The sequence below is a fragment of the Streptomyces sp. NPDC050806 genome, from assembly GCF_055586425.1.
In genome coordinates, this window is record NZ_JBVJIF010000003.1 from 183,132 (window position 1) to 203,013 (window position 19,882).

Sequence of the window (19,882 nt, forward strand, 5' to 3'; positions counted from 1 at the left end):
GGCACCCAGGAGACCGCCATGGCAGGCAAGGCACCCGAGTCGGACCCGGTACAGGACGCCCCCGAGGTCAGCGCCCGCAAGCACTCGGCCGTCGGCCTGCCCGCGATCACCAACGCCCTGCGCGTCTCCCACCGGCAGATGGGCATGAAGCGCACGGCGCTGACGCTGCTGCGCGTCAACCAGAAGGAAGGCTTCGACTGCCCCGGCTGCGCCTGGCCCGACCCGGACCACCGGCACGCCGCGGAGTTCTGCGAGAACGGCGCCAAGGCCGTCGCCGAGGAAGCCACCCTGCGGCGCGTCACGCCCGACTTCTTCGCCGCCCACTCCGTCGCCGACCTCGCGAAGCGCAGCGGCTACTGGCTCGGCCAGCAGGGCCGCCTCACCCAGCCGATGTACCTCGCCGAGGGCGCCGACCACTACGCCCCCGTGTCCTGGGAGCGGGCCTTCGACATCGTCGCCGAGGAGCTGACCGGCCTCGGCTCCCCCGACGAGGCCGTCTTCTACACCTCCGGCCGTACGAGCAACGAAGCGGCGTTCCTGTACCAGCTCTTCGCCCGCGAGTTCGGCACGAACAACCTCCCCGACTGCTCGAACATGTGTCACGAGTCCTCCGGCTCGGCCCTCACCGAGACCATCGGCCTAGGCAAGGGCAGCGTCTCCCTGGAAGACCTCCACAAGGCCGATCTGATCATCGTCGCCGGCCAGAACCCGGGCACCAACCATCCCCGTCAGCTCAGCGCCCTGGAGAAGGCCAAGGCCAACGGCGCGAAGATCATCTCGGTCAACCCGCTGCCCGAGGCCGGCCTGGAGCGCTTCAAGAACCCCCAGACCCCGCGCGGTCTGGCCGGTGGCGGCACCGCCCTCACCGACCTCTTCCTCCAGATCCGTCTCGGCGGCGACCAGGCACTCTTCCGCGCGCTGAACCACCTGCTCCTCACGACCGACGGCGCGCTCGACGAGGACTTCATCCGGGAGCACACGCACGGCTTCGAAGGATTCCGGGACGCCGCGCGCGACAAGCCGGACTGGGACGAGACCCTGCGGGCCACGGGCCTGACGCGTGCCGAGATCGACCGCGCACTCGACATGGTCCTCGAATCGAAGCGGACGATCGTGTGCTGGGCGATGGGCCTCACCCAGCACAAGCACTCCGTCCCCACCATCCGCGAGGTGGTCAACTTCCTGCTGCTGCGCGGCAACATCGGCCGCCCCGGCGCCGGCGTCTGCCCCGTACGCGGCCACAGCAACGTCCAGGGCGACCGCACCATGGGCATCTTCGAACGCCCGGCACCCGCCTTCCTGGAGGCCCTGGAGAAGGAGTTCGGCTTCGCGCCGCCCCGGGAGCACGGCTACGACGTCGTACGGGCCATCCGGGCGCTGCGCGACGGCCGGGCCAAGGTCTTCTTCGCCATGGGCGGCAACTTCGTCTCCGCCACCCCCGACACCGACGTCACCGAGGCCGCCGTGCGCCGGGCGAACCTCACCGTCCACGTCTCCACCAAACTCAACCGCTCGCACGTCGTCACCGGCGCCCGCGCGCTGATCATGCCCACCCTCGGACGCACGGAGAAGGACGTCCAGGACAGCGGCGAGCAGTTCGTCACCGTCGAGGACTCCATGGGCATGGTGCACGCCTCCCGCGGCCGCCTGGCGCCCGCGAGCCCGCACCTGCTCTCCGAGCCCGCCATCGTCTGCCGCCTCGCCCGCCGGGTGCTCGGCGAGGACAGCCGCACACCGTGGGAGGAGTTCGAGCGGGACTACGCCGCGGTCCGCGACCGCATCGCGCGCGTCGTCCCCGGCTTCGAGGACTTCAACACCCGCGTCGCGAACCCGGACGGCTTCGCCCTGCCGCACGCCCCGCGCGACGACCGCCGTTTCCCGACCGCCACCGGCAAGGCGAACTTCACCGCCGCCCCGGTGGAGTACCCCGACGCCCCCGCGGGCCGGCTGCTGCTCCAGACGCTGCGCTCGCACGACCAGTACAACACCACCATCTACGGCCTGGACGACCGCTACCGCGGCATCAAGAACGGCCGCCGCGTCGTCCTGGTCCACCCCGAGGACGCCCGCGCGCTCGGCCTCGCCGACGGCGCGTACACCGACCTCGTCAGCGAGTGGACCGACGGCATCGAACGCCGCGCACCCGGCTTCCGCGTCGTCCACTACCCCACCGCACGCGGCTGCGCCGCCGCCTACTACCCCGAGACCAACGTCCTGATCCCCCTCGACCACACGGCCGACACCAGCAACACCCCCGCCTCCAAGTCGGTGGTGGTGAGGCTGGAACCGACAACGCTCTGAAGGGTGAGAGCAGCCGGCGGGGCGGGACGCGGCGGGCACGCCCGGGACGCCGCGAGCGCTGCGGCGAGCACTCGCCGGGGCTCGGCGCAGCTGGGGCTCGGCGCAGCGCTGGGGCTCACGGCAGCGCCGGGCTCAGTGCAGCGCCGGGGGGACGCCTGGGTTCGGCGGACATGCCGCAGGCGCGGGGACGAGGCCTCGTACCGCCCCGATGTCGGCCACCCCTCAACCCAGCACGCCCCGCCCGGACACAACGGCCCCCGACGGCCCGACCACGCCTCCCTCGACCGCCCCCGGCCGCCCCGCGCCCACGACTCGCCCCCCGCCACACCCATCCCCCCGCCTCCCCGCAGTGACGAGCCGCACAGCGTTCCGGACCCCGAACTGAGCGCTCGCTCAGTAGCCTGAGGGCGGCACGACGCCCGCCTCGGCCCGGCCTGCGGCCCGCGCCGTCGGCCCGTACGCGTACGGCCAGTACACCGGCACACCACGACGAACAGCGTCACGACGAACAACGATCACGACGAGCAGCGCGAGCGAACGGAGCCGCACGCCATGGGCGAGCAGACCACGACCACGTTCCCCCAGGAAGTCCTCGACCAGTGGGCCGGGCAGGGCCTGGACCTGCCCGCCCTGTTCTCCGCCGGCCACCTCGGCACGCGGATGAGCGTGCAGGTCGTGGAGGCCTCCCCGGAGCGGGTCGTCGGCACCATGCCCGTCGAAGGCAACACCCAGCCCTACGGCCTGCTGCACGGCGGCGCCTCCGCCGTGCTCGCCGAGACGCTCGGCTCGGTCGGCGCCATGCTGCACGGCGGCCCCGGCAAGCTCGCCGTCGGCGTCGACCTGAACTGCACCCACCACCGCGGCGCGCGCACCGGACTGGTCACCGGCGTCGCCACCCCCGTGCACCGCGGCCGCTCCACCGCCACATACGAGATCGCCATCACCGACGAGCAGGGCAAGCGTGTCTGCAGCGCGCGGCTGACCTGCCTGCTGCGCGACACCGAGGCCCCGGCACAGCCCTCCTGAACCGACCCGCACAGCCCTCCTGACCTGGCACGATCAGTTCGCAGTACGGCCCCGCTCCGGCAGCCTCGGAGCGGGGCCGCGGCGCGTTCGGGGCCCGGGCGATCCGGTGCGCGAAGACGCCGCGATCCGTACGCATCCCGTACGCATTCCGTACGCATTCCGTGCGGACGGACGCCCCAGCCACTCGTCGCCCTAACGCTGTGTAACACACACGCACTTTGCCTCCGCCGTGCCTCCCAGGGCCGTCGCGGCGCCGCTCCCGTACCGCCGCCCGCACCGCATTCCGGACGCCTCTGGGGCGTCACACGGCAAACTCCCTCGTAGAAGTGCGAGTTGACGCTCCGCCTGCCGTACACCCCTCAGCGGTAAGGACCATCCGCACGAAACGCTCATCGAAGGTCATAACAAGAGCGTCACATCCTCGTCGGCGCCGGTACCCCCGCCGTTGGGGCAGCTCTACCATCACCGCCAGTCACCGCGCCGCCGGGCGCGCTGTACCAGCACGGCCTGTATCACCCCGTACAGCCCGGCGCGCGAACGGTCACGCAGTGGCGTGACCGAGCCAGGGGAAAGGACTGATCGTGCGTCACCGTTCCTTGCTGATACTCACCACCACGGTAGCCGCCGGCGCCCTCACGCTCTCCGCGTGCGGCTCCCGCGGCGAAGACAAGAGCGGCGACGGCTCCAAGGCCACCGTCGTCATCGGCCTCGACGCCCCGCTCACCGGCGAACTCTCCGCACTGGGCCAGGGCATCAAGAACTCCGCCGACCTCGCCGTGAAGAACGCCAACAAACAGAACGAGGTCGAAGGCGTCACCTTCGAACTGCGGCCCCTCGACGACAAGGCGCTGCCCAACGCGGGCCAGCAGAACGCCACCAAACTGGCCGGCGACAAGGACGTACTCGGCATCGTCGGCCCGCTGAACTCCGGCGTCGCCCAGTCCATGCAGCAGGTCGCCCAGTCCAACGGCGTCACCCTCATCTCCCCTGCCAACACCACGCCCGACCTCACCCAGGGAAAGAACTGGAAGAAGAACGACCGCAAGCGGCAGTTCTCCACCTACTTCCGCACCGCCACCACCGACGAGGTCCAAGGCGCGTTCGACGGCCAGTACGCCTACGAAAAGATGAAGGTCAGGACCGCCTACGTCATCGACGACCAGAAGACCTACGGCGTCGGCCTGGCCTCCTCCTTCAAAGACCAGTTCGCCAAGCTCGGCGGCAAGATCGTCGGCACCGAGCACGTCAGCCCCGACGACCGCGACTTCAAAGCCGTCGTCGCCAAGGCCAAGAGCGCCAAACCCGACCTCGTCTTCTACGGCGGCGAATACCCCGCCTCCGGACCGCTCAGCCAGCAGCTCAAGGACGGCGGCGTCGACGTACCCCTCATGGGCGGCGACGGCATGTACAGCGGCGACTACATCGAACTCAACAAGAAGGCACAGGGCGACTACGCCTCCTCCGTCGGCAAGCCCGTCGAGCAGCTGGACTCCGCCAAGAAGTTCATCGCCGACTACAAGGACGCCGGCTACAAGGACGCCTACGAGGCCTACGGCGGCTCCACCTACGACGCCACCTGGTCCATCGTCCAGGCCGTCAAGCAGGTCGTCCAGGACAACAACGGCAAGCTCCCCGACGACGCCCGCAAGAAGGTCGTCGACGCCATGAACAAGGTCTCCTTCGAAGGCGTCACCGGCAAGGTCTCCTTCGACAAGTACGGCGACACCACCAACACCATGATCACCGCCTACCAGGTCGACAACAAGAAGTGGGCAGCCCGCTTCAGCGCCGAATTCAAGAAGTTCGACAAGAGCTGACCGGCACCACCTCTGCCCCCCTCACCGGGCCGCGCCAGCAGGACACCCCAGCCCCTGGCGCGGCCCGCGGCACACCGCACACCCCCCGCATGCACGGCCCACCGGTACCTTCCCACCCCACGGAGGCCCTGCGGTGAACGAACTGCCGCAACAGCTGGCCAACGGACTCATCCTCGGCGCGATGTACGGACTCATCGCGATCGGCTACACGATGGTCTACGGCATCGTCCAGCTCATCAACTTCGCCCACGGCGAGATCTTCATGGTCGGCGGCTTCGGCGCGCTCACCGTCTACCTCGCCCTCCCCTCCGGCCTGCCCCTCATGGCAGCCCTCCCCCTCATGCTCATCGGCGGCATCCTCGTCTCCGTACTCGTCGGCGTCGCCGCCGAACGCTTCGCCTACCGCCCCCTGCGCGGCGCACCCCGCCTCGCCCCCCTCATCACCGCCATCGGCCTGTCCATCGCACTCCAGCAAGCCGTCTGGAAGTGGTACCCCGACGCCAAGAAGGCCCGGGTCTTCCCCCAGTTCAAGGGCGACGCCTTCGACATCCTCGGCGCCACCGTCCAGCGCGGCGACCTCTTCGTCCTCATCGCCGCCCCGCTCTGCATGCTCGCCCTCGGCTACTTCGTCTCCCGGACCCGCAGCGGCCGCGCCATGCAGGCCACCGCACAGGACCGCGACACCGCCGCACTCATGGGCATCAACACCGACCGCATCATCGTCCTCGCCTTCGCCATCGGCGCCGCCTTCGCCGGCGTCGCCGCCGTCGCCTACGGACTGCGCACCGGCGAAGTCCAGTTCCGCATGGGCTTCATCATGGGCCTGAAAGCCTTCACCGCCGCCGTACTCGGCGGCATCGGCAACATCTACGGCGCCATGCTCGGCGGCCTCGTCCTCGGCGTCGCCGAAGCCCTCGCCACCGCCTACGTCGAGTTCATCCCCGGCATGACCCAGTTCGGCGGCGGAGCCTGGAAAGACGTCTGGGCCTTCGTCCTCCTCATCCTCGTACTCCTCCTGCGGCCACAAGGCCTCCTGGGCGAACGCGTCGCGGATCGGGCGTGATAGCGATGACCACCACCCCCCTTACCAAGACCCCCGCCACGGACACACCCCCAGCGGGCCTCCTCCCCCTACCCGCACGCGCCGCCCGCCTCCTCACCGCCGCCGGCGCCCTCCTCACCGCCGCCTCCACCGGCCTCTCCTGGACCTGGAGCAGCGAATTCCCCGGCGACCTCACCTACTACGGCTCCCCCGCCGGACTCCAGCTCATCACCCTCGCCGGCGCCCTCCTCACCCTCGCCTTCGCCCTCGCCGGCCTCGGCATCCGCGGCCTGACCGCACTCACCCCCGGCGGCCGCAACGCACCCCTCCTCTTCGCCGCACTCGCCACCTTCGCCACCACGTGGTTCACCCTCGGCGCCATCGCCGTACAGCTCGGCGGCCTGATCAACCTCGAACCCGGCGGCTTCATCGCCGGCATCACCGCACTGATCACCCTCCTCGGCGCCCTCGGCCTCCCCGCCGACCGCACCCCCTCCACACCCCCGCACGGCCCCTGGCAGCGCTTCACCAACAGCTGCGCGGCCGTCCCCACCCCCCGCCCCGCCAAGCAACTCCCCTCCTGGGCCGAGATCCTCCTCATCGCCGTCGCCTTCGGCATCGCCCTCTACGCCTTCACCTACGGCATCGACGCCGAAGACGGGCCCCCCTTCGTCGGCTACCTCCTCTTCGTCGCCCTCGCCGTCCCCGCACTGCACCGCGCCGGCCTCATCGACCGCCTCACCGCACTCACCCGACGGCACCGCGGCATCTCACTCGCCGCCGCCTTCATCGCCGCGGCCGCCTTCCCCTTCACCCAGGACACCGACGAGTACACGATCATCGGCGCCAACATCCTGATCTTCGCGACCGTCGCCCTCGGACTGAACGTCGTCGTCGGCCTCGCCGGCCTCCTCGACCTCGGCTACGTCGCCTTCCTCGGCGTCGGCGCCTACGCCGCGGCCCTCGTCTCCGGCTCCCCCGACTCCGCCCTCGGCATCCAACTCCCCTTCTGGGCAGCCCTCCTCACCGGCGCCGCCGCAGCCCTCGTCTTCGGCGTCCTCATCGGCGCCCCCACCCTGCGACTGCGCGGCGACTACCTCGCCATCGTCACCCTCGGCTTCGGCGAGATCTTCCGCATCGCCATGCTCAACCTCAACGGCACCACCGGACCCGACGTCACCAACGGCGCCATGGGCATCCCCAACGTCCCCAACCTGGAGATCTTCGGCTTCAACTTCGGCGAACCCCACACCATCCTCGGCGTGCCCATCGCCACCTACGGCAACTACTACCTCCTCATGATCCTCGTGACGGCCTTCGTCGTCCTCGTCTTCCGCCGCGCCGCCGCCTCCCGCATCGGACGCGCCTGGATCGCCATCCGCGAGGACGAAACCGCCGCCATCGCCATGGGCATCAACTCCTTCCGCCTCCGCCTCCTCGCCTTCGCACTCGGCGCCGCCCTGGCCGGACTCGCCGGAACCGTCCATGCACACGTAGTAACGACCGTCACACCCGAGCAGTTCCAGTTCGCCGGACCGCAGCCGCCCAACTCCGCGTTCCTCCTCGCCGCCGTCATCCTCGGCGGCATGGGCACCCTCAGCGGACCCCTCGTCGGCGCGGCACTCCTCTTCCTCATCCCCGCCAAACTGGACTTCCTCCAGGACTACCAGCTGTTCCTCTTCGGCCTGGCCCTCGTACTCCTCATGCGCTTCCGCCCCGAAGGCCTCATCCCCGACCGCCGCAAACAGCTCGAATTCCACGAGACCGGCCAGCTCGACGTACCCGACGAACCCGAACCGCGCCTCAGCGAGGACACCACCGGCGCCACCAAGGCAGGGGCGTGAGGACCATGACCACACCCACGACCGTCACAAAGAGCAACGGCGCCGTCCTCGAAGCAGCCGGCGTCACCATGCGCTTCGGCGGCCTCACCGCCGTACGCGCCGTCGACCTCACCGTCTCCCCCGGCGAAATCGTCGGCCTCATCGGCCCCAACGGCGCCGGCAAAACCACCTTCTTCAACTGCCTCACCGGCCTCTACACCCCCACCGAAGGCACCGTCAGCTACAAGGGCAACCGCCTCTCCCCCAAACCCCACCTCGTCACCCAGGCCGGCGTCGCACGCACCTTCCAGAACATCCGCCTCTTCGCCAACATGACCGTCCTGGAAAACGTCCTCGTCGGCCGCCACACCCGCACCAAAGAAGGCCTGTGGTCAGCACTCCTCCGAGGACCCGGCTTCAAGAAAGCCGAACGCGGCAGCGAAGCCCGCGCCCTGGAACTGCTCGAATTCACCGGCCTCGCCGCCAAACGCGACCACCTGGCCCGCAACCTCCCCTACGGCGAACAGCGCAAGCTCGAAATCGCCCGCGCCCTCGCCAGCGAACCCGGCCTCCTCCTCCTGGACGAACCCACCGCCGGCATGAACCCCCAGGAGACCCGCGCCACCCAGGACCTCGTCCTCGCCATCCGCGACCAGGGCACCGCCGTCCTCGTCATCGAGCACGACATGCGCTTCATCTTCAACCTCTGCGACCGCGTCGCCGTCCTCGTACAGGGCGAAAAACTCATCGAAGGCACCGCCGACGTCGTCCAGTCCGACGAACGCGTCGTCGCCGCCTACCTCGGCACACCCTTCGAAGGCGCCCCCGGCGCGGAAGAAGCCGCCGAAGTCGACGCGGCCGAAGCACAGGCAGCCGGCACACGCACGGCCGGTACCGAGGAAACCCGTACGCGAACGACCGGTACCCAGGCAGTCGATGCTCAGGAAGCCGGTACGCGAACGATCGGTACTCGGGCAACCGGTGCCCAGGAAACCGGTACACGAGCGGCCGACACTCCGGCAGCCGCCGAGAATCGACCGGCACCGGGCCCCGCGCCCGACGAGAACCCCCCGAACGGAGACGCCCGATGACCGCCCTGCTCGAAGTCGAGGACCTCCGCGTCGCCTACGGCAAGATCGAAGCCGTCAAGGGCATCTCCTTCAGCGTCCAGGCCGGCCAGGTCGTCACCCTCATCGGCACCAACGGCGCCGGCAAGACCACCACCCTCCGCACCCTCTCCGGCCTCCTCAAACCACTCGCCGGAAAGATCACCTTCGACGGCCAGGTCCTCAACGGCGTCGGCGCCCACAAGATCGTCGAACGCGGCCTCGCCCACTCCCCCGAAGGCCGCCGCCTCTTCCCCCGCCTCACCATCGCCGAAAACCTCCAGCTCGGCGCCTTCCTCCGCAAGGACAGCAACGGCATCGAACGCGATGTCCAACGGATCTACGAGCTCTTCCCCATCCTCGGCGAACGCCGCAAACAAGCCTCCGGCACCCTCTCCGGCGGCGAACAACAGATGCTCGCCATGGGCCGCGCCCTGATGTCCCGCCCCAAACTGCTCATGCTCGACGAACCCTCCATGGGCCTCTCCCCGATCATGATGCAGAAGATCATGGAGACCATCATCGAGCTGCGCTCCCAGGGCACGACGATCCTCCTCGTCGAGCAGAACGCCCAGGCCGCGCTCTCCCTCGCCGACCACGGACACGTCATGGAGATCGGCAAAATCGTTCTCTCCGGCACCGGAGAACACCTCCTCCACGACGAGTCCGTCCGCAAGGCCTACCTCGGCGAGGACTGAAGCCGCGAGCGGCAGGCAGGCCGTGGGTACGCAAACACGGCGAGGGCCGCACCACGATCATGGTGCGGCCCTCGCCGTACGCGGAAAGCGCCCCGCCCGCCACCGCCCGGAACCGCCGCGCGGCCCGGAACGGCCGACTACTCGGAGGCGTTGTCCTTGCCCTTGTCCTTCTCCTTCTGCTTCTTCTCCTCGGCGTCCTCGATGACCGCCTCGGCGACCTGCTGCATCGACAGCCGCCGGTCCATCGACGTCTTCTGGATCCACCGGAACGCGGCGGGCTCGGTCAGCCCGTACTGCGTCTGCAGAATGCTCTTCGCCCGGTCCACGAGCTTGCGCGTCTCCAGACGCTGGGTGAGGTCCGCGACCTCCTTCTCCAGCGTCCGCAGCTCCGTGAACCGGCTCACGGCCATCTCGATCGCCGGCACGACGTCGCTCTTGGAGAACGGCTTGACCAGGTACGCCATGGCACCGGCGTCGCGCGCCCGCTCGACCAGCTCACGCTGGGAGAACGCGGTCAGCATCAGCACCGGGGCGATGCTCTCCTCGGCGATCTGCTCCGCCGCGGAGATGCCGTCGAGGACGGGCATCTTCACGTCGAGGATCACCAGGTCGGGACGGTGCTCACGGGCCAGCTCCACGGCCTTCGCGCCGTCACCGGCCTCGCCGACGACCGTGTAGCCCTCCTCCTCCAGCATCTCCTTCAGATCCAGGCGGATGAGCGCCTCGTCCTCGGCGATGACGACGCGGGTGGTCTGCGGCGGGACGTGCGACTGCTCGTCGGCGACGGGCTGCTCGGGCTCGGCGGCGCTCACGTGACTCCTCGTTCCAGGCAGGTGGTGCGTATGCAGCCTACCTAGCGGCAGGCTGGCGCACGTACACGGTAGGGTGTCTGATGCTGCCCGCCCGGTTGGTGGAACTGGTCAGACACGCGGCTCTCAAACAGCCGTGCCTTAGGGCATGTGGGTTCGAATCCCACACCGGGCACTCGTAACGCACAAAACGGACGATCACCTTCGCGTGAACCTCCGGGAAATCACCCCGTGAGCTGTGCGCATCACGCACGGTGATTGCATGACGCAGCATGACCCCGCCGTACGACACAAAGCACTCGCGCTCCTCCGTTCCGGCCGCCGGAACGCCGACGTCGCCCGCGAGCTGAACATCCCGCTGGGGACCATCGGCTACTGGCTGCACATGGATCGCGCCAAGAGCAACGCATGCCCCGGGCGCCCGCAGCCGAGATGCCCGCGCTGCGACAGCTCCGCCCTCGACGAGAGCGCGTACGCGTACCTATTCGGCCTGTACCTCGGCGATGGCCACATCATCCAATACTCCCAGCACCGCGTCCCCAGCCTCATGATCGCCTGCTCGGAAAGCTGGCCGGGCCTGATGGACGCGTGCGAGACGGCGATGCGCGCCGTGTTCCCCGAGAATTCCGTGTGCCGCGTCCGCAGGACCGGCTGCCGCAACGTGAAGATCTACTCGAAGCACCTCTGGTGCCTCTTCCCCCAACACGGCCCCGGCAAGAAGCACGATCGGCGCATCGCCCTCGAACCCTGGCAGCACGAGATCGTCGACGCGCACCCGTGGGAGTTCATACGCGGACTGATCCACTCCGACGGGTGCCGGATCACCAACTGGACGACGCGGACGGTCGGCGGAGAGCGCAAGCGTTACGAGTATCCGCGGTACTTCTTCACCAACAAGTCCGACGACATCCGGAAGCTCTACACGGACACGCTGAGCAAGGTCGGGGTCGAGTGGTCGGTCCTCGCGCGTGGTTCCGATCCGTTCAACGTGTCCGTCGCCCGCAAGGCGTCCGTCGCGCTCATGGACGCCCACGTCGGGCCGAAGTACTAGGCGCCTACCCGCCGTACCCCTACCTCGGCGAATCGTCCTCGCCGATGTGGTGGACGCGGACCAGGTTCGAGGAACCGGGGACGCCGGGGGGCGAGCCGGCCGTGATGATCACGACGTCGCCGGGGCGGCAGCGGCCGATGCGGAGGAGCTGCTCGTCGACCTGGGCGACCATCTCGTCCGTGGAGTCGACCGTCGGGCCGAGGAAGGTCTCGACGCCCCAGGTGAGGTTGAGCTGGGAGCGGGTGGCCGGCTCCGGCGTGAAGGCGAGGAGCGGGATCGGCGAGCGGTAGCGGGAGAGCCGGCGGACCGTGTCGCCGGACTGCGTGAAGGCCACGAGGAACTTCGCGCCCAGGAAGTCGCCCATCTCGGCGGCGGCGCGGGCGACGGCGCCGCCCTGCGTACGGGGCTTGCTGGTCTCGGTCAGGGGACGCAGGCCCTTGGCGAGGATGTCTTCTTCGGCGGCCTCGACGATGCGGCTCATCGTGCGGACGGTTTCGGTGGGGTGCTTGCCGACGGAGGTCTCGCCGGAGAGCATCACCGCGTCCGTGCCGTCGATGACGGCGTTGGCCACGTCGGAGGCCTCGGCGCGGGTGGGCCGGGAGTTGTCGATCATCGAGTCGAGCATCTGTGTGGCGACGATGACCGGTTTGGCGTTGCGCCGGGCCAGCTTGACCGCGCGCTTCTGAACGATCGGGACCGTTTCGAGCGGCATTTCGACGCCGAGGTCTCCGCGGGCGACCATGATGCCGTCGAACGCGGCGACGATGTCCTCGATGTTGTCGACGGCCTGCGGCTTTTCGACCTTGGCGATGACGGGGAGGAAGCGGCCTTCCTCCCGCATGATGCGGTGGACGTCCTCGATGTCGCGGCCGCTGCGTACGAAGGACAGGGCGATGACGTCGGCGCCGGTGCGCAGTGCCCAGCGGAGGTCGTCCTGGTCCTTCTCGGAGAGGGCGGGGACGGAGACGGCGACGCCGGGGAGGTTGAGTCCCTTGTGGTCGGAGACCATGCCTCCTTCGATGACGCGGGTGCGGACCTCGGAGCCGTCGACGCCGATGACTTCGAGGGTGACCTTGCCGTCGTCGACGAGGATGCGTTCGCCGGTGGTGACGTCGGCGGCGAGCCCTTCGTAGGTGGTGCCGCAGACGTGGCGGTCGCCTTCGGTGTCCGGTTCGACGGTGATGGTGAATTCGTCGTCGGTTTCGAGGAGGACGGGGCCTTCTCGGAATCGGCCGAGGCGGATCTTCGGACCTTGAAGGTCGGCCAGTACGCCGACGCTGCGTCCGGTCTCGTCGGATGCCTTGCGGACCCGCTCGTAGCGCGCCTCGTGGTCGGCGTAGGTGCCGTGGCTGAGGTTGAAGCGGGCCACGTCCATTCCGGCTTCGACGAGGGCTTTGATCTGCTCGTACGAATCTGTGGCGGGTCCCAGGGTGCAGACGATCTTTGCTCGGCGCATGGGTCGACCCTATGACTTACCGGCGGGTAGAGAGCTGTGGAGAAGTGACTGCCCAACGGCGGTGCGGTGAAAGGCTCTTGACAAGTATTGCAATGTGCGAGCGTCCGCTCCTATGAGCAGCATTCGAGCCTTGTACGTGCACTCGTACATACATCCGTACGAGCCGCTCGCTGTTCGCGCGATCGGCTCGTACGCATGTCCGTGTGCGGGGCTGTCAACATGTCCGTGTGCGGGGCTGTCAAAGCGTGCGTCACTGTCAGGGCGTGCGGCACCGTCACACCGCTCGCGGCGCTTTCAGAGCGTGGGGCGCGTCATCGTGAAGCGCGCGTTGACGTGTGCGTAGACGGTCTGTTGCTGGGGTTCGAGGTCGAGCGCGGGGGCGGTCTCCTCGTGGGCGGCGCCTCCGTAGGCGGCGCGGGAGCGGAGCATGGGGTTGCCGGCGGGTGCGGGGGCTTCGGCGCCGATGTCGGCGAGTTCCAGGAGGGCGTCGAGGCGGGCGCCGAGCGCTTCGGCGTATTCGCGGGCGCGCTGGACGGCTTCGCGTACGGCCTGCTGGCGGGCTTCGCGGTGGGCGGGCGAGTCGGGGCGCAGGTCCCACCAGGGGCCGGCGACGCGGGTGAGTTCGTGGTCGGCGAGGCGGGTGGCGAGTTCGCCGAGTGCGCTGAAGTCGGTGACGGTGGCGGTGAGGTGGACGCTGCCGTGGTAGGCGCGGACGCGTTCGCCGCGGCCCTTGTGGGTGAGCTGGGGGGTGACGGTGAAGGCGCCGGTGGCGAGTTTTTCCACCGCTTCGCCGTAGCTCTTGACCAGGTCGATGACTTCGGTGTTGCGGCGGGTGAGGTCCTGGAGGGCGCCGGCGCGGTCGGTGCCGCGGGCCTGGACGGTGATGCCGATGCGGGCGATTTCGGGGTCGACTTCGAGGCGCGCTTCGCCGCGTACGGCGACGCGCGGGGCGTCGGGGGTGCCGTACGGGAGGGCGGGCTCGGGGTGCCCTGCGGTGGTGAAGGGGGTGGGCGCATCGGTCATGGGGCGGGGGGCTCCTTCGGGTGGCGCGACGCGGTGGTGTTCCGAGTGGCCGGGCCGCGTGGTGTCCGGGCAGGCCTCGCTCGGTTTCCGTGGAGAGCCTCGCACGGTGGCGGGGGTTTGTCAGGCGAGTGCGGGAGTGGTGGGCGGCGTGGTGGTCATCCGATCGCAACCTGTGAGGGGTGTTGCGGGAGTTGCGCCTACGCCAGAATCTACGCGCGTTGTTCCGCTGTACATCCAGTTGTACGACCAACGGTTCGCAGGGTTGCGGACGGTCAAGGAGAGTCATGCCGCTCGATCGCAGAACGTTTCTCGGGAGTTCCGTCGCCACGGGTGCCGGGGTGGCGCTGACGGGTGCGGGGGCGCCCGCCGCCGCGGCGGCCGCGCCGGCGGGCGCTCCGCTCGCCGCCGGTCGCGGGCCGGGGCACGGTCATTCCGGCAAGCGGTACGCGTTCACCGTGATGGGGACGACCGATCTGCACGGCAACGTTTTCAACTGGGATTACGCGACGGACGCGGAATTTGACGACGCGGCGCACAACGATGTCGGGCTGGCGAAGATTTCGACTCTCGTGAACGAGGTGCGTGCCGAGAAGGGGCGCCACAACACTCTCCTGATCGACGCGGGTGACACCATTCAGGGGACGCAACTGGCGTACTACTACGCCAAGGTGGAACCGATCACCGGCGCCGGCGGTCCGGTTCATCCGATGGCGCGGGCCATGAATGCCATCGGTTACGACGCCGCGGCGCTCGGCAATCACGAGTTCAATTACGGCATTCCGGTGCTGCGCAAGTTCGAGGAGACCTGCGATTTTCCGCTGCTGGGCGCGAACGCGGTGGAAGCGAAGTCGTTGCGTCCGGCGTTTCCTCCGTACGTCATCAAGCGTCTGCGTACCCCGCACGGCCGGGATGTGCGGGTCGGCGTTCTGGGGCTGACGAATCCCGGCATCGCGATCTGGGACAAGGCGAACGTGCAGGGGAAGATGGCTTTTCCGGGGCTGGAGGAGCAGGCGGCGAAGTGGGTTCCCCGCCTGCTGGGGCTGGGCGCGGACGTGGTGATCGTCGCGGCGCATTCGGGGTCGAGCGGTACGTCGTCGTACGGCGATCAGTTGCCGTACGTGGAGAACGCGGCTGCGCTGGTGGCGCAGCAGGTGCCGGGTATTGACGCGATTCTCGTGGGGCATGCGCACACGGAGATCGCGGAGTACCGGGTGAAGAATGAGCGGACGGGCCGTGAGGTGGTGCTTTCGGAGCCGTTGAAGTGGGGTCAGCGGCTGACGTTGTTCGACTTCGAGCTGGCGTGGGAGCGCGGGCGCTGGTCGGTGGATTCGGTGTCGGCTCGGGTGCTGAATTCCAATGCGGCGGTGGAGGACGAGCGTATTTCCGGGCTGCTGCGTGATGCGCACGCGAAGGTGGTGCGGTATGTGAACCAGGCGATCGGCCGGTCCACCGCGCGGCTTTCGGCGGCGGAGGCGCCTTACAAGGACACTCCGGTGCTCGATTTCATTGCTTTCGTGCAGGCGGAGGTGGTGCGGAAGGCGCTGGCCGGTGGGGAGTACGCGGATCTGCCGCTGGTGTCGCAGGCGTCGTGTTTCTCGCGTACGGCGGAGGTGCCGGAGGGGGAGGTGACGATCCGCTCGATGGCGGCGCTGTATCCGTTCGACAACACGCTGGAGGCGCGGGTACTGACCGGCGCGCAGCTGAAGGATTATCTGGAGTTCTCGGCCCGGTATTACGTGCGGACGCCTGCGGGTGGGGAGGTGGATCCGTCGAAGCTGACGAATGCGGACAACATCCCGGATTACAACTATGACGCGGTGAGCGGGGTGTCGTACGAGATAGATGTCGCGCAGCCGGCGGGGAAGCGGATCGGGAAGTTGTCGCTGGGCGGTGAGCCGGTGGATCCGGCGGCCCGTTTCGTGCTGGCGGTGAACAATTACCGGGCGAGCGGCGGCGGGAATTTCCCGCATGTGGCGAAGGCGGAGCAGGTGTGGGCGACGTCGGACGAGATCCGGAATCTGATCATTGAGTGGGTGAAGGAGTCGGGTTCGATCGATGCGTCGCGGTTTGCGTCAGTGGACTGGAAGCTGACGCGGGACGGCGTTCCGGTCTTCTGAGGGGCGTGTGGTGGCGGGCGGCTGGTGCTGGAGCCGCCGTCCGCCGGCGGTCTGTGCGGAGCGCGGCTGTGGTGCCAGGCCGAAGGTGGTGAAGGCGGTGCGGTCGGGGAGGGGGTAAGGGGTGGTGTCGGTGAGGTGGTTGAGGATGACGGCGCTGCGCCAGGCGGCGAGGCCGAGGTCGGGTGCGCCGACGCCGTGGGTGTGGCGTTCGGCGTTCTGTACGTAGACGGAGCCGGTGACGCGGGCGTCGAGGTCGAGCCGGTGGTGGGTGTCGATGCGGGGGCGGCCTGCGGTGTCGCGGCGGAGGTAGGGGTCGAGGGCGCCGGTGAGGGCGTCGAGGCTGCGTTCGCGGTAGCCGGTGGCGAGAACGACGGCGTCGGTGGTGAGGCGGCTGCGGGCCTGCTGGTGGGCGTGTTCCAGGTGGAGTTCGATGGTGTGGGCGCCGATGCGGCCGGCGGTGCGGACGGTGACGCCGGGGGTGAGGACGGCGTCGGGCCAGCCGCCGTCGACGGTGCGTTCGTAGAGCTCTTGGTGGATGGCGGCGATGGTGTCGTGGTCGATGCCCTTGTAGAGCTGCCATTGCTGGGGGACGAGGGCGTCGCGGGTGGCTTCGGGGAGACCGTGGAAGTAGCGGGTGTGGTCGGGGGTGAACTGTTCCAGGCCGAGTTTGCTGTATTCCATGGGCGCGAAGGCGGGGGTGCGCGCCAGCCAGTGCAACCGTTCGTTTCCTGCGGGGCGGTTGCGGAGCAGGTCGAGGAAGACTTCGGCGCCGGACTGGCCGGAGCCGATGACGGTGATGTGGTCGGCGGCGAGCAGGCGTTCGCGGTGGTCGAGGTAGTCGGCCGAGTGGAGGACGGGGAGGGCGGGGGCGGCGGCGAGGGGCTGGAGGGGTTCGGGGATGTGGGGTGCGGTGCCGATGCCGAGGACAACGTTGCGGGCGTAGGTCCTGCCGAGTGCTTCGGCTTCGCCCTCGCCGTCGAGCTGGGTGTGGTCGATCTCGAAGACGGCGTGTTCGGTGTTCCAGCGGAGTGCGTCGATCTGGTGGCGGTAGTGGAGGCCGGGGAGGTTTTCGCTGACCCAGCGGCAGTAGGCGTCGTATTCGGCACGTGGGGCGTGGAAGCGTTCGGCGAAGTAGAAGGGGAAGAGCCGCTCGCGGTGCCTGAGGTAGTTGAGGAAGCTCCAGGGGTTGGTGGGGTCGGCGAGGGTGACGAGGTCGGCGAGGAAGGGGACTTGGAGGGTGGCGCCGTCGATCATGAGGCCGGGGTGCCAGTGGAAGGCGGGGCGCTGGTCGTAGAAGGCGCAGGTGAGGCCGGCGAGGGGCTGGGCGAGGGCGGCGAGCGAGAGGTTGAAGGGGCCGATGCCGACGCCGACGAGGTCGAGGGGGGTGCGCGGGTCCGGGGCGGTGGCGGTGGTCATCGGGGGGTGTGGCCTTCCACTAGGTCGAGCAGGGAATGCAGGTCGTCGGGGTGGGCGTGGGGGTTGAGGAGGGTGGCCTTCAGCCAGAGGCCGGTGGGGGTGGTGGCGCGGCCCAGTACGGCGCGGCCGTCGTGGAGGAGGCGGCGGCGGATGGTGGCGATGGTGGTGTCGTCGGCGCCGGTGGGGCGGAAGAGGACGGTGGTGAGGGTGGGGTGTGAGTGGAGTTCGAGGGCGGGGCGGGCTTCGACGAGGTCGGCGAGGGTGCGGGCGGCGGTGACGGTGCGGTCGACGAGGTCGGCGATGCCGCGGCGGCCGAGTGCCTTGAGGGTGACGGCGATCTTGAGGATGTCGGGGCGGCGGGTGGTGCGCAGTGACCGGCCGAGGAGGTCGGGGAGGCCGGCTTCGGTGTCGTCGTCGGCGTTGAGGTAGTCGGCGCGGTGGTCGAGGGGGGCGAGGTCGCGTGCGTCGGGGACGGCGAGGAATCCGGCGGCCACCGGCTGCCAGCCGAGTTTGTGCAGGTCGAGGGTGACGGTGTGGGCGCGGTCGAGGCCGGTGAGCAGGTGCCGGTGGGCGTCGCTGAAGAGGAGCGGGCCGCCGTAGGCCGCGTCGACGTGGAACCGGGCGTGATGGGCGGCGGCGATGTCGGCGAGTGCGGGCAGCGGGTCGATGGCTCCGGAGTCGGTGGTGCCTGCGGTGGCGACGACGAGGAGTGGCCGGCCGGCGAGGCGTTCGAGGGTGGCGGCCAGGTCGGCGGGGGCGAGCGTCCCGTCGGGGGTGGGGACGGTGACGGGGGCGGGCAGTCCGAGCAGCCAGGCGGCGCGGTGGACGCTGTGGTGCGCGTTGGCGCCGCAGACGACCTGCAGGGGTGGTCCGGCGGGGGCGGCCGGTGCGGTGTGGGGCGGGTGCGGGTGGGTGGTGGTGTGGGGGTGGGTGCAGATGTGGGGGCGGCCGGGGTGGTCGGGGCCGTGGCCGGGCCGGTCGCAGGGACGGTGTACGTCCCGTTCGCCGAGGGGCGTGCCGGGTTGTCCGCCGGTGTGCCGGGCGCCGTGGTCCCGGCCGGTGTCGTGTGCGGTGCCGTGTGTCCGGCCGGTGTCGTGTGCGGTGCCGTGTGTCCGGCCGGCGTGTTCGCGTACGGTCTCGCGTTCCCGGGCGGCGTGCTCGGGGGTGTTCTCCCGCTCGCGTGCGGTGCGCTCGCGGGTCTCGTGCTCCCGGGCGGCGTGCTCCCGGGCGAGGAGGACGGCGAGCTGGTTGGACTCCGTTCCGCCGGTGGTGACCAGGGCGTCGGCGTCGGGCCCTTCGGGGTGGACGAGGCGGGCGAGGGTGCGGGTGGTCAGGGCTTCCAGTTCGGAGGCGGCGGGGGCCTGGTCCCAGGAGTCCATGGAGGGGTTGAGGGCCGAGGCGGCGAGGTCGGCCGCGGTGGCCAGGGCGAGCGGCGGGCAGTGCAGGTGGGCCGCGCAGTGCGGGTCGGCGGGGTCGGCGGCGCCGGCGGCGAGGGTGCGGACGATCGTGTGCAGGGCGGCGTGCGGGCCGGTGCCGGTGTCCGGGAGGAGGGGGACGCAGGCGTGGTGCACTGTCTCGGCGACGCTTTCGGGGCCGCCGGCGGGCAGTGGTCCGCCGCGCTCTGCGGCTCCGGTGGACAGGGCGTCGAGCACGGTGTGGAGCAGGGGTCGCAGCGCCTCGGGGCCCTGGTGCCCACCGGCCAGCTCGGGGGTGGCGAGGGAGGGTGCGGGGGGCGCGGCGGGTGCGGGGGCGGCGGCCGCGGGGGGCGGAACGGTCGGCCGGGTGGGGCCGGGCGGGGCGGCGTCGATGGGGCCCGTTGTGGCGGCGTCGAGGAGGACGGTGGTGACCGCCGGCGCGGCGCCCTGACTCGTGTGGTGGTTGCCCTGGTCGCCTGCTGCCGGTGCCGTGTCACCTCCTGTCGTGTGGGGGCCGGGTGGGGTCCTTGCGGGGTCGAGGGGGCGGGGGGTGCGGTCGCCTGGGGCCGGGGTGCCTGGGGCGGGCACAGGCATGGATGTGCCCTTCTTGTCGGGGATTTGATCGGTTTAGGGCGACCTAAGTTACTTCCGGTGTCGAGCCCTTCTCCGAGATGCGGGCGGAGTCCACTCTCACGAGGGACACACGTGCGGGTTGAGGCACGCGGATCTGCTATGGGCTCCGCGACGCCTCCTCCCCTCCCCGGCCTGACCTGCTACGAGGC

At 69.9% G+C, this 19,882-nt stretch carries 14 protein-coding genes and 1 tRNA gene; 10 read left to right on the forward strand and 5 right to left on the reverse strand.

Annotation, left to right across the window (positions count from 1 at the left end):
- Window positions 1–18: 18 nt before the first annotated feature.
- The 7 genes from ACZ6WH_RS10160 to ACZ6WH_RS10190 all read left to right on the forward strand — a co-directional run bounded on the left by ACZ6WH_RS10160 (window position 19) and on the right by ACZ6WH_RS10190 (window position 9,813).
- Window positions 19–2,301: an FdhF/YdeP family oxidoreductase gene (locus ACZ6WH_RS10160; RefSeq protein WP_469727404.1), complete on the forward strand. Its 2,283-nt coding sequence runs from the start codon at window positions 19–21 to the stop codon at window positions 2,299–2,301.
- A gap of 552 nt (window positions 2,302–2,853) precedes the next feature.
- On the forward strand, window positions 2,854–3,327 hold the full coding sequence (locus ACZ6WH_RS10165) for a PaaI family thioesterase (RefSeq protein ID WP_399708588.1): 474 nt from the start codon (window positions 2,854–2,856) through the stop codon (window positions 3,325–3,327).
- A gap of 596 nt (window positions 3,328–3,923) precedes the next feature.
- Window positions 3,924–5,144: a branched-chain amino acid ABC transporter substrate-binding protein gene (locus tag ACZ6WH_RS10170; protein ID WP_469727992.1), complete on the forward strand. Its 1,221-nt coding sequence runs from the start codon at window positions 3,924–3,926 to the stop codon at window positions 5,142–5,144.
- Window positions 5,145–5,277: 133 nt separating this feature from the next.
- On the forward strand, window positions 5,278–6,207 hold the full coding sequence (locus ACZ6WH_RS10175) for a branched-chain amino acid ABC transporter permease (RefSeq protein WP_399707933.1): 930 nt from the start codon (window positions 5,278–5,280) through the stop codon (window positions 6,205–6,207).
- A gap of 5 nt (window positions 6,208–6,212) precedes the next feature.
- Window positions 6,213–8,030 (forward strand): branched-chain amino acid ABC transporter permease, encoded by a 1,818-nt coding sequence (locus ACZ6WH_RS10180; RefSeq protein WP_469727406.1) that lies wholly within the window; start codon window positions 6,213–6,215, stop codon window positions 8,028–8,030.
- Between the two features lie 5 nt (window positions 8,031–8,035).
- Window positions 8,036–9,100, forward strand: coding sequence for an ABC transporter ATP-binding protein (locus ACZ6WH_RS10185; RefSeq protein WP_469727407.1), 1,065 nt, complete (start codon window positions 8,036–8,038; stop codon window positions 9,098–9,100).
- Window positions 9,097–9,813 carry an ABC transporter ATP-binding protein gene (locus ACZ6WH_RS10190; protein ID WP_469727409.1) on the forward strand — a complete coding sequence of 239 codons (717 nt, stop codon included), beginning with the start codon at window positions 9,097–9,099 and terminating at the stop codon, window positions 9,811–9,813. The genes ACZ6WH_RS10185 and ACZ6WH_RS10190 overlap by 4 nt, the downstream gene beginning before the upstream one ends.
- 137 nt (window positions 9,814–9,950) lie before the next feature.
- On the opposite strand, the gene ACZ6WH_RS10195 is transcribed toward ACZ6WH_RS10190, so the two are convergent.
- On the reverse strand, window positions 9,951–10,625 hold the full coding sequence (locus tag ACZ6WH_RS10195) for an ANTAR domain-containing response regulator (RefSeq protein WP_469727410.1): 675 nt from the start codon (window positions 10,623–10,625) through the stop codon (window positions 9,951–9,953).
- An 89-nt stretch (window positions 10,626–10,714) separates the two neighbouring features.
- Here ACZ6WH_RS10195 and ACZ6WH_RS10200 point away from each other — a divergent pair.
- Together ACZ6WH_RS10200 and ACZ6WH_RS10205 are read left to right on the forward strand one after the other, a co-directional pair.
- Window positions 10,715–10,797, forward strand: a tRNA-Leu gene (locus ACZ6WH_RS10200).
- An 87-nt stretch (window positions 10,798–10,884) separates the two neighbouring features.
- Window positions 10,885–11,673: a helix-turn-helix domain-containing protein gene (locus ACZ6WH_RS10205; protein WP_469727412.1), complete on the forward strand. Its 789-nt coding sequence runs from the start codon at window positions 10,885–10,887 to the stop codon at window positions 11,671–11,673.
- Between the two features lie 19 nt (window positions 11,674–11,692).
- Here the strand turns inward: ACZ6WH_RS10205 and pyk are convergent, their stop codons facing one another.
- Window positions 11,693–13,129 (reverse strand): pyruvate kinase, encoded by a 1,437-nt coding sequence (pyk, locus tag ACZ6WH_RS10210; RefSeq protein ID WP_469727413.1) that lies wholly within the window; start codon window positions 13,127–13,129, stop codon window positions 11,693–11,695.
- A gap of 294 nt (window positions 13,130–13,423) precedes the next feature.
- A complete protein-coding gene (locus ACZ6WH_RS10215; protein ID WP_469727415.1) occupies window positions 13,424–14,152 on the reverse strand; it encodes an SIMPL domain-containing protein in 729 nt (242 codons plus the stop codon).
- A 284-nt stretch (window positions 14,153–14,436) separates the two neighbouring features.
- Between ACZ6WH_RS10215 and ACZ6WH_RS10220 the strand changes: the two genes are divergently transcribed.
- Entirely contained in the window at window positions 14,437–16,269 is a 1,833-nt protein-coding gene (locus tag ACZ6WH_RS10220; RefSeq protein WP_469727417.1) for a bifunctional metallophosphatase/5'-nucleotidase, read from the forward strand.
- Here the strand turns inward: ACZ6WH_RS10220 and ACZ6WH_RS10225 are convergent.
- Both ACZ6WH_RS10225 and ACZ6WH_RS10230 read right to left on the reverse strand, forming a co-directional pair.
- On the reverse strand, window positions 16,225–17,685 hold the full coding sequence (locus ACZ6WH_RS10225; RefSeq protein WP_469727419.1) for a lysine N(6)-hydroxylase/L-ornithine N(5)-oxygenase family protein: 1,461 nt from the start codon (window positions 17,683–17,685) through the stop codon (window positions 16,225–16,227). The genes ACZ6WH_RS10220 and ACZ6WH_RS10225 overlap by 45 nt on opposite strands.
- Window positions 17,682–19,694, reverse strand: a complete 2,013-nt coding sequence (locus tag ACZ6WH_RS10230) for a pyridoxal phosphate-dependent decarboxylase family protein (protein ID WP_469727421.1) — start codon at window positions 19,692–19,694, stop codon at window positions 17,682–17,684. The genes ACZ6WH_RS10225 and ACZ6WH_RS10230 overlap by 4 nt, the downstream gene beginning before the upstream one ends.
- Between the last annotated feature and the right edge of the window lie 188 nt (window positions 19,695–19,882).